The sequence below is a fragment of the Ammoniphilus sp. CFH 90114 genome, assembly GCF_004123195.1.
In the GTDB taxonomy this organism is placed as follows: Bacteria; Bacillota; Bacilli; order Aneurinibacillales; family RAOX-1; genus YIM-78166.
On record NZ_SDLI01000009.1, the window covers coordinates 44322 to 56758 of the forward strand.

The 12437-nt window shown below is 39.9% G+C and carries 11 protein-coding genes; 2 read left to right on the top strand and 9 right to left on the bottom strand.

All coding sequences use genetic code 11. The features are described 5' to 3' along the window. Nucleotides 1-8: 8 nt before the first annotated feature. Complete coding sequence (gene polA / locus EIZ39_RS18780; protein ID WP_240675875.1) at nucleotides 9-2651, bottom strand: DNA polymerase I; 2643 nt, start codon at nucleotides 2649-2651, stop codon at nucleotides 9-11. Nucleotides 2652-2851: 200 nt separating this feature from the next. On the opposite strand from polA, the gene EIZ39_RS18785 reads away from it, so the two are divergent. Continuing rightward, nucleotides 2852-3679, top strand: a complete 828-nt coding sequence (locus EIZ39_RS18785) for a prohibitin family protein (protein ID WP_129201651.1) — start codon at nucleotides 2852-2854, stop codon at nucleotides 3677-3679. A 342-nt stretch (nucleotides 3680-4021) separates the two neighbouring features. Here EIZ39_RS18785 and phoU read toward each other — a convergent pair whose 3' ends face one another. The 7 genes from phoU to EIZ39_RS18820 all read right to left on the bottom strand — a co-directional run bounded on the left by phoU (nucleotide 4022) and on the right by EIZ39_RS18820 (nucleotide 10800). After that, nucleotides 4022-4678 carry a phosphate signaling complex protein PhoU gene (gene phoU / locus EIZ39_RS18790; protein WP_129201653.1) on the bottom strand — a complete coding sequence of 219 codons (657 nt, stop codon included), beginning with the start codon at nucleotides 4676-4678 and terminating at the stop codon, nucleotides 4022-4024. Nucleotides 4679-4783: 105 nt separating this feature from the next. Next, nucleotides 4784-6559: a two-component system histidine kinase PnpS gene (pnpS, locus tag EIZ39_RS18795; RefSeq protein ID WP_129201655.1), complete on the bottom strand. Its 1776-nt coding sequence runs from the start codon at nucleotides 6557-6559 to the stop codon at nucleotides 4784-4786. Between the two features lie 6 nt (nucleotides 6560-6565). Next, on the bottom strand, nucleotides 6566-7264 hold the full coding sequence (locus EIZ39_RS18800; protein ID WP_129201657.1) for a response regulator transcription factor: 699 nt from the start codon (nucleotides 7262-7264) through the stop codon (nucleotides 6566-6568). Nucleotides 7265-7278: 14 nt separating this feature from the next. Next, nucleotides 7279-7755: a hypothetical protein gene (locus EIZ39_RS18805; protein ID WP_129201659.1), complete on the bottom strand. Its 477-nt coding sequence runs from the start codon at nucleotides 7753-7755 to the stop codon at nucleotides 7279-7281. Nucleotides 7756-7883: 128 nt separating this feature from the next. After that, a complete protein-coding gene (gene mdh / locus EIZ39_RS18810) occupies nucleotides 7884-8822 on the bottom strand; it encodes a malate dehydrogenase (RefSeq protein WP_129201661.1) in 939 nt (312 codons plus the stop codon). Nucleotides 8823-8854: 32 nt separating this feature from the next. Continuing rightward, nucleotides 8855-10126 carry an NADP-dependent isocitrate dehydrogenase gene (gene icd / locus EIZ39_RS18815; RefSeq protein WP_129202017.1) on the bottom strand — a complete coding sequence of 424 codons (1272 nt, stop codon included), beginning with the start codon at nucleotides 10124-10126 and terminating at the stop codon, nucleotides 8855-8857. A 197-nt stretch (nucleotides 10127-10323) separates the two neighbouring features. Beyond that, nucleotides 10324-10800, bottom strand: coding sequence for a DUF441 domain-containing protein (locus tag EIZ39_RS18820; RefSeq protein WP_129201663.1), 477 nt, complete (start codon nucleotides 10798-10800; stop codon nucleotides 10324-10326). 155 nt (nucleotides 10801-10955) lie between these two features. Between EIZ39_RS18820 and ytvI the strand changes: the two genes are divergently transcribed. Beyond that, nucleotides 10956-12083: a sporulation integral membrane protein YtvI gene (gene ytvI / locus EIZ39_RS18825; RefSeq protein WP_129201665.1), complete on the top strand. Its 1128-nt coding sequence runs from the start codon at nucleotides 10956-10958 to the stop codon at nucleotides 12081-12083. Nucleotides 12084-12126: 43 nt separating this feature from the next. On the opposite strand, the gene EIZ39_RS18830 is transcribed toward ytvI, so the two are convergent. Next, nucleotides 12127-12360, bottom strand: coding sequence for a hypothetical protein (locus tag EIZ39_RS18830; protein ID WP_129201667.1), 234 nt, complete (start codon nucleotides 12358-12360; stop codon nucleotides 12127-12129). Nucleotides 12361-12437: the final 77 nt, after the last annotated feature.

Consider the following 12437-nt stretch of genomic DNA (forward strand, 5'->3'; position numbering starts at 1 on the left):
GCTACCCCCTATTTGGCATCATACCATGTTTCTCCATCGCTCACATCAGCCTTAAGTGGCACATTCAGTTCCATCGCCTGTTCCATCACTTCAGGTACAAGGTTTCTCATAAGCTCAAGCTCTTCCTTTGGCACCTCAAATACTAATTCATCGTGTACTTGTAAGAGCATTTTGCTTTTTAGTTGCTTGTCCTTTAAAACTGCTCTCATATTAACCATAGCCAATTTAATAATATCGGCAGCTGTTCCTTGTATCGGAGTATTCATGGCTGTACGCTCAGCAAAGCTCCTAATATTAAAATTACTATGGTTAATCTCGGGAAGATATCTCCTCCGGTTTAACAGAGTAGTGACGTAACCGTCTTTCCTCGCCTTTTTAACGATGTCGTCCATATAATGCTGTACACCCGTGAACACATCGAAATATTTTTCAATAAACGATGCTGCTTCTTTTCGTGTAATGTTTAAGTTCTGAGATAAGCCGTAATCGCTAATCCCATACACAATCCCAAAGTTAACTGCCTTAGCCTGCCTTCTCATATCCGAATTAACTTGGTCAGCAGATACACCGAATACATCCATTGCCGTTTTGGTATGAATATCTGCTCCTTGTAAGAAAGCTTCTTTTAGATTTTCGTCATCTGCAATATGAGCTAGCACCCTCAATTCAATCTGTGAATAGTCTGCTGCTAGGATGACCCAATCTGGATTCGTTGGGATAAAAGCCTGGCGGATTCTTTTACCCTCTTCTAGTCGAATAGGAATGTTTTGAAGATTAGGCTCTGTACTGCTCAATCTTCCCGTAGCCGTAGTGGCTTGGTTATAGGAAGTATGAATCTTGTGGGTTTTAGGATTAATCTCCTTCATTAACCCCTCAATATAAGTAGAATACAACTTCCCTAGTTGTCTGAAGTGAAGAATTTTAGGCACGATCTCGTGACGGTCATGAAGCTTCTCTAAAACCTCTGCATTGGTTGAATAACCTGTCTTCGTCTTTTTTATGACAGGTAGTTGTAATTTATCAAACAAAATTTCTCCTAATTGTTTGGGCGAATTAATATTAAACTCTACTCCTGCAAGAAGATGTATTTCCTTTGTTAACTTCCGGAGTTGTTCATCTAACTCATGACCCATCTTCTCTAACTTATCCTTGTCTACGGATATGCCTGTATGCTCCATCTCACCTAGAACAAACGACAAAGGAAGTTCGAGTTCATAATATAAGGAACTCATTTGATCCTCTTCAATCTTAGAGCGCAGTCTGTCCGAACACTTCTGAACAGCCAGAGACCTCTTTGCGTTCTGTTCTGCCACTTCGGTTTCCGACAATTGGCCCTTCTTCCCGGACAATTTTTTGTAGATGGAATCATCGGCAGGTAAAGCCATACCAATAGATCGCTTGGCTACTTCTCTTAAGCTAAAGTCCGTTTCTGATGGATTCAATAGGTACGAAGCAAGCTTTACATCAAAGGAAATACCGTTCAGTATGAGGTCATGCCACTTTAAGGAGACAGCAGCCCTTTTGACATCATGGATTACCTTAGGACTCGATCCTTGCAGCCAATCTTGAAAAACAGACCACTTATGAATTACCGATTCGGGTACATAAAAGCTTGTATCTCCACATGTTACTCCTATGCCTATAATCCTACTCCGGTGGTAATTTTCACCGTCTAATTCAACATGGAGGGCGCAAGGCTCGGTAAGGTACCGCTCATACGATTCTAGGTTACCTAGAGTGACAATAGTAAACTCAAAATCTTCTTCTAAAATCTCTTGGGTGTCTTCTACAGAACCTAATCGTTCCATAAGGGACTTAAACTCAAACTTCTTGAATATATCTAACACCTTGTTCTGGTCATAATCTTTATACTCGGTGGAGTCTAAATCAATTTCAATGGGAGCGCTTCGCAAAATGGTCGCTAGTTCCTTACTTTTAACTGCATCATCTCGATGTTCCTTAATCTTTTCTTTTAGCTTCTTACCTGATATATCATCCACATGTTCAAGTACACTTTCTACGTTCCCGTATTCATGTAAAAGCTTGAGGGCCGTTTTTTCACCAACACCTGGAATTCCCGGTATATTATCTGATGCGTCTCCCATAAGTCCTTTTAAATCAATAATTTGACTTGGGGACAATCCATACTTTTCTTTTATACTGTCTGGTGTAAACCATTCCACTTCACTTATACCCTTACGTGTTAGTGCCACGTGCACATGATCGGAGACCAGCTGAAGCATATCCTTATCCCCTGTTACTACGATAGCTGGAATGTCCTCTTCATCAGCTTGCTTAGTCAGAGTCCCGATGATATCATCAGCCTCATATCCAGCAAGTTCGTATCGGACAATACCGAACGCATCGAGGAGCTCCTTCATGTAAGGAAACTGTTCCGATAGTTCCCCCGGCGTCTTTTGTCTCCCGCCTTTATAATCTTGATAGTCTTGGTGACGGAATACAACTTTGCCAGCATCGAAGGCGACGAGCAGGTGTGTAGGCTTTTGTTCTTCGAGCACTCTTAACAACATGGTGGTAAATCCATATACTGCATTCGTATGCATACCACTGGCATTACTTAGTGGAGGCAACGCATAAAATGCCCGATTAGCAATACTGTTCCCATCAATAACAACCAACTTTTTATCCAATGCTTCATTCCCCCAAGCTTTTTCATTCCATTTCCTCATCTTAACATAAGCGAAGTAAAGCTAGCAAAAACCTTCAATACCATTAAATTTCCTAAATAGGTAAGTAAAATTCGAAATAAAAAATGAAACTTATTGCCTAGAGGTTACGTATATAGTCGTGTGTAAAATAAATTCTAAATAAGTGAAAGGAGATTCAATAGATGGACGATAAAAACGTGGTTCAATATCCGAACCCTCAGAACTTGTCTAAAGGTGTAACTGGTATTGTTATTTTAGCTCTTTTAGTTATCCTTGCATTCCAATCCTTTGTCATTGTTGAAGCTGGTCACAGAGGCGTAGTTTTACAGTTAGGAGCCGTACAACCAAAAGTACTAAACGAGGGTTTGCACTTTAAAATTCCTTTTATCCAAACCATAGTACCTGTTGAAGTACGTGTACAGAAGACCGAATCGGCGCAGGTTTCCGCTTCACGAGATCTTCAAACCGTTTCAACTACGATCGCTGTTAACTACCACTTATCTCCTGAAGGAGTAAATAGTCTTTATCAACGTGTAGGTCTTCAATATCAAACTCGTATTGTAGATCCAGCCATTGGTGAAGCGTTGAAAGCAGTTACAGCTCAATATACAGCAGAAGAATTAATCTCTAAGCGTTCTGAAGTGAGTGCTAAAGTAAAAGAAGTATTATCCGGTAAACTAGGCGTCTACAACATGGTTCTCGATGAAATTAATATTACCACATTTGAGTTTAGTGAAGACTACAACCGAGCTATTGAAGCAAAACAAATTGCTGAACAACAAGCGTTAAAATCTAAACTTGACCTTGAAAGAATTAAGATTGAAAAAGAGCAAGAGATCACAAGAGCACAAGCACAAGCTGAAGCTCTAAGACTACAGAAACAAGAAGTAACTCAAGAATTGATTCAATTACGTCAAATTGAAGCTCAACTACAAGCTATACAAAAATGGGATGGTAAATTGCCAAACGTTACAGGCGGTGCAACCCCATTCATTAATGTAGGACAATAATCATACGAAAAAGGCGATCTCTAAAGTTGATATGAACGACTTTAGGTGATTGCCTTTTTGTTTTTCTTTCTATCCTGTATTATGAAAGTAACGCAGTCGAACTTATGAACATTTCCCAGGAAACTGTCGAATAAGAAAGGAATTAGAAACCAAAATGATGAATCCCAATGAGGAATCCCCTAATCTTAAAGAATACATTAAAAATTTAAGCGCCCCTAAGAAGATTCTCTTCTCGCTTATTTTGATTTATATTATAGGTCGAATCTGTTATTTTACGTTCCAATGGTTTCAATCTTAAAGAAAAAAAGGTATTGTCCGTTTACATCCCGGACAATACCTTTTTTAAATATTTAGTGCTTTAATTTCCCCAGTCTTCATATAAACGATCCATTCACATATATTGGTCACATGATCCGCAATACGCTCTAAATATTGCGCGACAAGCAGCAAGTGACTTCCTTGGTGGATATTCTTCGAATCCTGTTGCATAACCATAATCAAATCATCAAAAATAGTGGAGTAGTACTTATCCACCACATCATCCCGCTTCGCAATTTTCAACGCCTCTTCCTGATCACTGGCAACATAAGCATTCAGAGCGTCACGCACCATTTCGCTTACGTATGTTGCCATTTTTGGGATATCAATAAGAGGTTTTACATACTCCTCACTTCGCAAACGGATGGCCGTCTTTGAGATGCTCGTTGCGTAATCGCCCATTCGCTCAAGATCGGCCGATATTTTTAACATGGAGCCAATCTTTCTTAAATCTGAACCAACTGGTTGCTGTAGGGCAATCGTTCGGAAACAACCCATTTCTATCTCAAGTTCAAGTGAATTAATCACTTCATCTTGTTTAATAACATGATGTGCTAATACATCATTTTGATCGACTAAAGATTTAACGGACTTGAATACATTTTCTTCCACTAGTGTAGCCATTGATAAAAGTGTTCGATGCAAATGTTCAAGATGATCATCAAAAGATTGTCTTTTCACTGAAAGTCATCCCCTTATATTATTTAAGGAATCATCCAATATTCCATTCTCAACAATTATAGAGGATCATTATTAAGCTGACATGAATAAAATATTTAATTTATGTTAAGGTTGACACTTCGGTAAGGTAAGGGTAAACGTACTTCCCTGCCCTTCTTTACTTGTCACCATAACCTTCCCATGATGAGATTCAACTAGATGCTTTACGATGGCCAACCCTAAACCAGTCCCGCCTGAGTTTCTGGCCCGCCCCTTATCTACTCGGTAAAACCGTTCAAAAATGCGGTGAATTTCACTATCGGGTATTCCAATTCCATTATCTTTTACGGAAAGCTCGATACTGTCTCCATGATCTAGAAGATCAATCGTAATCGCTCCTCCTTCTGGCGTATAAGTTATAGCATTATCAATTAAATTGATAACTACCTGTTGCAGACGATCACGGTCTGCTTCCACTTCAAGAACCTTAATCGTCGGGAGTTCTACTTTTATACGCTTCTTAGTTACTTTATCTTGCAGATTTTGATAAATCGTATTCAGTAAGCTTGCAATGTCAACCGTATTGATCTGCAGTGGAAGGCGTTTCTGTTCAATCTTTGACAAATCTAAAATATCATTGATCAGACGATGCAATCGTTCACTTTCCGAATTTATGATTTCAAGGAATTGTTTTAGAATATCTTTATCTTCCATGGCCCCGTCCAAAAGCGTCTCAGAGAAGCCCTTAATAGACGTTATAGGGGTCTTCAGCTCATGAGAAACATTCGCAACAAACTCACTTCGCAAATTCTCCAGTCTACGAATCGATGTAATATCATGTAATACAACAACAACACCCTTCACTTCACCGTGAACAGTTGTATAAGGGGCTAGATTGGCATCTACAATTTTCTCATGCGGGTAGTAGATATGGACTTCATCCCGGATTTTTTCTCCTGTCTTGAAACAACGGTCAATAAGCTGACTTAAACCGAAATTAAGACCGGCTTCAATATGCAGTTTTCCTATCAAGGACTTCTCAGAATAGCCAAGAAACCCTTCAATTGCAGGGTTGACTAATAGGATTCTTCTAGATTCCCCAATCAGAATGACTCCACTCACCATATTGTTAAGGACACCAAATAATTTTTCTTCGTTCTCTTTAATTTCATTCATTTGTGATTCTAAGCTTGAGGCCATATAATTAAGAGCACTTGCTAATTGGCCAACTTCGCCTTCCGTCTTAATATGAACCCGGCTCTCATATTTTTTCTTCGTTATTTCTCTTGCTACGGACGTAATCTCCACAATAGGTCTGGTTATATGCCGAGATACAAGCAAACTCACGATAACGGTTAATAGAAGGGCTGCTCCCATACCCACAGCTAAGCTAAACCACAAGTTATGAATAAAGTCATTAATCTTCACAATGGAAAGACTTAATCTTACTACTCCACGTGGTTGTCCCTCAGAGTATCCAACCACATGGGCAACATAGATCATGTCCGTATTAATCGTATGACTGAAACGGACAGATTGGCCTCTCCCATTCGTAAGAGCATCCACAATCTCTGGCCGTGTCGCATGGTTATCCATACGATTTGCATTTGCCTCTGAATCAGCCAAGACTCGACCGGTTAAATCCACTATGGTGACTCTGGAAGTTCCGGCATCAGCGAACCGATTCACTAATGACTGTAATTCCATAGGGGAGAAATCCGTAAGATCCTTATGCGATTCAATTGAGGCTGCAATAATATCAGCTTCTCTTGATAGACGATCAGACAGTGTATCAATGTAGACCTTCTCCATAAGCCCAGCAACATAAAAGCCTACAAGAAAGAGAATAAGGGCCATAATAGAAATAATAATGGTATTTAAGCGTACGCTAAAAGATTGCATAGTTCGTTACCCTTCAAACTTATAGCCTAATCCACGTACCGTCTTAATGTGCTTAGGCTGCTTCGTGTCTTCTTCAATCTTTTCACGCAAATGGGATATATGGACATCCACAATACGCGAATCCCCTACATAATCATAATTCCATACAGCATTGAGCAACTGATCCCTGGTCATTACTCTCCCCTGATTTTTTGCCAAGTAAAGCAACAGCTCAAATTCCTTAGGGGTAAGCTCTAATTTCTCATTATGGAAGGTAGCTTCATATTTTTCAGGAAAGATTTGTAACGGCCCCATACTAAATACTTGCTCTTCTACCGTTTCAGCAGCCATGTTTGGAGTTTGTTTTGATCTTCTCAATATAGCCCTTACCCTTGCTAACACCTCTCGCGGACTAAAGGGCTTCGTCATGTAGTCATCTGCACCTAATTCTAATCCTAGAATCTTGTCTAATTCTTCATCCTTTGCGGTAAGCATCAAGATCGGCGTATTATTCTTCTCCATTCTTAACGTCTTGCATACTTCCATGCCATCCATCAAAGGAAGCATTAAGTCCAGCACGATCAGATCAGGAAGCTCTCTTCTCGCTATTTCTAGTCCTTCTTTGCCATCCATAGCCGTCGTGACTGTGTAGCCTGCTTTCTCTAAGTTAAACTTGATTAAGGTAGAAATCGATAATTCGTCTTCAACCACTAAGATTTTTTCCATCTTAAAAGGGTCTCCTATTGTTTAAATTGTTGAATATCTTGTAAAACTTCACTAAATAACTCAAACGATTCTTCAAGTAAAGCATCTCCGCTTACCCGATGCTTCTCATCCAAAAAATCATAGTACTTAAACAACTGATCATAAGCCTCTATCCTCTTATTCAAGGAAGCAAGAAGCTTCTCCCGAACCGGCTCCATCTCCTCTGGAATCTGAGCTTTAATTACATCTTCCTTTATCGCCTTACTAATAGAAACTCCATTCAGGATCGTATTTTGCGCTTTCGTCTTTTTTAACCCTTCTTTGTCCACCTTATTTCTCACTTCTTCTAACACCTTTTGTCCATTTTCTGCTTCTATTGCTGCTTCATCTACAAGGGCTATAAATTCACTCTTATATTGTTCAATCTCCTCAGGCGAAGCTTGGAATATGCTGCAGCCGGTTAGCGTCCATAAAACTAGGAAGGTGATTATCAGACCTTTTCTTTTATTCATAGTTGCCTCCTATCTATTCTTACTAATGATATCATAACTTTTGTAAATTAATTGTTAACCTAATGTTAAGATGTTATTTATGAATACACAAAAGCCCAGGAAGTTCCTGGGCTTAGATGTTTCAAACTTTATCTTAAGATAGACATTACATTTCTAACAGAATCAGCTGACTTATCAAGTGCAGCCTTTTCTTGTTCTGTTAATTCTAGTTCAAGAATCTTTTCAATACCGTCTCCACCTAGGATAGTAGGTACACCGAGGTAAAGGTCGTTGTAGCCATATTCTCCTTCTAGGTAGGCAACAGATGGCAAGATGCGCTTCTTATCCTTAAGTATAGCTTCTGCCATTTGTACAAGAGAAGCAGCTGGAGCATAATAAGCACTTCCGTTACCCAATAGGTTAACGATCTCTCCGCCACCCTTACGTGTACGCTCAACGATCGCCTCTAAGCGATCAGCAGGAATTAACTTCTCTAGAGGAATTCCTCCTGCATAAGAGTAACGTACAAGCGGTACCATATCGTCTCCGTGTCCACCTAGAACAAATCCAGACACATCTTCAACGGATACGTTCAACTCTTGAGATACAAATGTGTTAAAGCGTGCCGTGTCGAGTACACCCGATTGCCCGATTACACGGTTCTTAGGGAATCCAGTTGTCTTATAACAAACATAAGTCATTGCATCGACAGGATTGCTAAGAACGATGATATAGCTGTTTGGGGCATATTTCGCTACATTCTCAGCAACAGACTTCATAATGCCAGCGTTTGTGTTGACTAGGTCATCACGGCTCATTCCTGGCTTACGAGCGATCCCAGCTGTAATAATAACCATGTCTGCATCTTGGATATCCTCATAGCTAGAAGTACCAATGATGTTAGAATCAAAACCTTGTACGGGGCTTGCTTCAAGCATATCTAGAGCTTTACCCTTTGTTGGATTTTCAAGTTGAGGGATATCCAACAACACAACATCCCCTAATTCCTTTTGAGCCAACATTAAAGCGGTAGTTGCACCAGTAAAACCGGCGCCGATAACAGCAACTTTTCTACGTTTGAAAGCCATTATAATACCCCCCACTCAATTTTAATTACTAATTACATATTCTTGATTAGTTCATCTCCGAACTCGGAGGCCTTCAACTCAGTGGCACCTTCCATTAAACGAGCGAAGTCATAAGTAACTCGCTTGCTCGAGATTGTCTTCTCGATAGAATTAATGATAAGGTCAGCTGCCTCTGTCCAACCAAGGTGACGAAGCATCATCTCACCAGATAAGATGACAGAAGAAGGGTTAACTTTATCTAATCCAGCATATTTAGGAGCTGTACCATGAGTCGCTTCGAAGATTGCATGCCCGGTTACATAGTTTACGTTTGCACCTGGTGCAATACCGATTCCACCTACTTGAGCTGCAAGTGCATCAGAGATATAATCTCCGTTCAAGTTCAAAGTGGCAACAACATCGTATTCCGCAGGACGAGTAAGAATCTGTTGTAAGAAAGCGTCAGCGATGACATCCTTCACAATGATCTTTCCTGCTGCTTCAGCATCAGATTGAGCCTTGTTTGCCGCATCTGTTCCCTGCTCATCCTTAATACGGTCATATTGAGCCCAAGTGAATACCTTGTCGGCGAACTCAGCTTCAGCTAGCTCATAACCCCAAGTCTTGAAAGCTCCTTCAGTAAACTTCATGATGTTACCTTTATGAACAAGAGTTACACTCTTACGGTTGTTATCAATAGCATACTGGATAGCTGCACGTACTAAACGGCTAGTCCCTTCCTTAGAAACAGGCTTGATACCAAGACCAGAAGTTTCTGGGAAACGAATTTTCTTGACTCCCATCTCATTCTGTAAGAAAGCAAGAACTTTCTTCACCTCTTCAGATCCTTCAGCCCACTCGATACCTGCATAGATATCCTCTGTGTTCTCACGGAAGATCACCATGTCTGTAAGTTCAGGATGCTTCACCGGAGACGGAACTCCTTCAAAGTATTGAACAGGACGAAGGCATGCATATAGATCTAACTCTTGACGAAGAGCAACGTTAATAGAGCGGATTCCTCCACCAACCGGAGTTGTTAAAGGTCCTTTAATAGCAACCAAGTATTCTGTGACCGCAGTCAAAGTATCTTGAGGCAACCATTCACCATAGGCGTTATAGGCTTTTTCTCCAGCAAATACTTCATACCAAGCGATCTTCTTTTCACCATTATATGCCTTTTCTACTGCTGCATCTAGAACTCGAACAGAAGCGTTCCAGATATCTGGGCCTGTTCCATCCCCTTCAATGAAAGGAATGATAGGATTGTTTGGTACATTTAACTTTCCGTTCTCAACTGTAATTTTCTCTCCACTTGTGGGCATCTCATAGCGTTGAAATAATGACACCTTTACCCCTCCTAAATATGTATACTTGTTGTTGAAGCATATTAAAGCATTGTGAAGAACTCCTGAAAATTCACCACAATGGCTTTTACGGGTGTGAATGTATTGCTGAATGGCTATTCATTTAAAATAAAGCACTTCATAATTATAGAATAATTAGCTACTTTTGTGAATGACTATCTAAAAAATTGACTGAACAGGTTGTAACCTTGAATAAAAAAGGCAGCCAACCCAGCAGCTATCAATGGTCCTACGGGTATGCCCTTGAACAATGAAACACTAAGTATCGTTCCCGCCACAATGGCCGTAGTTATAGTTGGATTATCCTTCAAGAGCGAGATCCCTGGAATAGGGATAACCGCAGCAACTATCCCTGCTACTAACGCAATAACACCGGCTGGTGATGTAACCGACTGCCATAATTCTTGGAAACCTATCGCTCCAGTGGCTATAGGAACCAATACAGCAATCATGAGAATGGTCACTCCCCAATTAATTCCATTCTTCTGCAACGGTGGGAATATCCACTTATCTAGATGAAATAGCTTCATGGCAATAAGGACAGAAGAGGCAATCACTATGGATTGATTCTTTCCAATAAGCCCAATTACTAATAAGACCAGCAGAAGGAGATAAGGTTGAACGCTTAACACTGCTCATTCTCTCCTCCTTTCTATTTTCCAATTCCATTACACCAAATATTGCTTTCTTAACCTTATTTATCATAACCTAAGGGTAGAAAGATTGGAAAGACTTCATTTTACCATTTTTGGTCAAAATGAGTAATAAACGAAAAGGAGTTGTTTCTATGGAACAACATTGGAAAACAACAGTTTTCCAACTCATTCGACTATTTATTGTCCTATTTTTTATTGTGGCTGCGATTTGGTTATTAGGTTTTGTTATACCCTTAATATATCCTTTTATTATAGGACTCATTATTGCGTTAATCATAAACCGACCTGTTAATGCCCTCGAAGGAAAGACAAAATTGCCACGTTGGGCAGCCGTATCGATTGTCTTAGTCTTCTTAATCGTTATTGTTTTTGGAGCCTTCACTCTGCTGATTACGCAATTAGTAATTGAGATTACCCATCTAATTGCTCTTATGCCTGTTTATATTCAAGATGCGACAAACTACCTTAATCAGTTTATTACTCAAGAGATTGTCACTAATTTTTACGATAACATTCAACATTACTATCAGTCTTTAGATGAGGGTTACAAAGAAAAAATCGGAGAAAACATTGGTCTTGGTTTAACAAAAATAGCTGCTGCAGGAACATTTCTTGTCAATTCTTTGCTAAATGGATTGCAAATTTTTCTCACATCGCTGCCCAATGCAGCAACTGTTCTAGTCATTTCATTGCTTGCTGCTTTCTTTATCAGTAATGATTTTTATCGCCTAAAACATAAAATTGCTAATTGGCTTCCTCAGGTTTTTAAGGCCAGGCTTGCTGTTATCTTCAATGACTTGAAGAAGGCCTTGTTTGGCTTTGTAAAGGCTCAAGTAACACTTGTAAGCATTACCGGCTTTATTGTGGTCATTGGTTTAATTGTCTTAAGGGTGGAATATGCCTTTACGATTGGAATCATCACAGGAATATTGGACTTGCTTCCCCTCCTTGGTACAGGTTTTGTGTTTGTCCCTTGGATCATCTATTTATTTATTAAAGGGAACTTCAGTCTTGTCATCGGACTCTCTATTTTGTATGGAATCGTTATCGTTCAGAGGCAGATTATGGAACCTAAAATCGTCGCTGAAAACATTGGCTTAGATCCCCTTGTCACTCTTATTTCACTTTTTGTCGGTCTGAAATTATTTGGGGTAGCTGGCTTAATCCTAGGCCCCGTAACGGTTGTCATTCTTAATGCCTTGATTAATGCGCACGTATTCGAAGATCTATGGAAGTATATTAAAGGTGAACCTATATAAAGCATAAGGAGAATGGACAATTAGCTCCATTCTCCTTGCGCATTTATCGGGCTCTCAACTGTTGTGCCTTCATAAAAGGACTATCATGAATGTTATCTAGATCAGGGTCATTTACCGTGCGGTAATCATAAGGATTTTGATAGGGTTGGTCTGTGTACGTTTGATTATTATTTTGGGTCGTGGCTCGACCGTCCGCATAACCGCATGAGGTTAGACTTACTGCGAAGAGTAGGAAGGTAAAGACCATCATCCCCATTTTTGAGCTTGTAGGCAACATATGCTCACCTCCTGACTCTTAGTTTGCTTATCAAGGAAGGAGTCTATATTGCTGGTTTATTCCAATGCTAAAAATAC

Coding starts and splice junctions, on each gene's coding strand:
- EIZ39_RS18785 (WP_129201651.1), top strand. CDS start 2,852: ATGGACGATAAAAACGTGGTTCAATATCCGAACCCTCAGAACTTGTCT.
- pnpS (WP_129201655.1), bottom strand. CDS start 6,559: ATGCAATCTTTTAGCGTACGCTTAAATACCATTATTATTTCTATTATG.
- EIZ39_RS18800 (WP_129201657.1), bottom strand. CDS start 7,264: ATGGAAAAAATCTTAGTGGTTGAAGACGAATTATCGATTTCTACCTTA.
- EIZ39_RS18805 (WP_129201659.1), bottom strand. CDS start 7,755: ATGAATAAAAGAAAAGGTCTGATAATCACCTTCCTAGTTTTATGGACG.
- mdh (WP_129201661.1), bottom strand. CDS start 8,822: ATGGCTTTCAAACGTAGAAAAGTTGCTGTTATCGGCGCCGGTTTTACT.
- icd (WP_129202017.1), bottom strand. CDS start 10,126: ATGCCCACAAGTGGAGAGAAAATTACAGTTGAGAACGGAAAGTTAAAT.
- ytvI (WP_129201665.1), top strand. CDS start 10,956: ATGGAACAACATTGGAAAACAACAGTTTTCCAACTCATTCGACTATTT.
- EIZ39_RS18830 (WP_129201667.1), bottom strand. CDS start 12,360: ATGTTGCCTACAAGCTCAAAAATGGGGATGATGGTCTTTACCTTCCTA.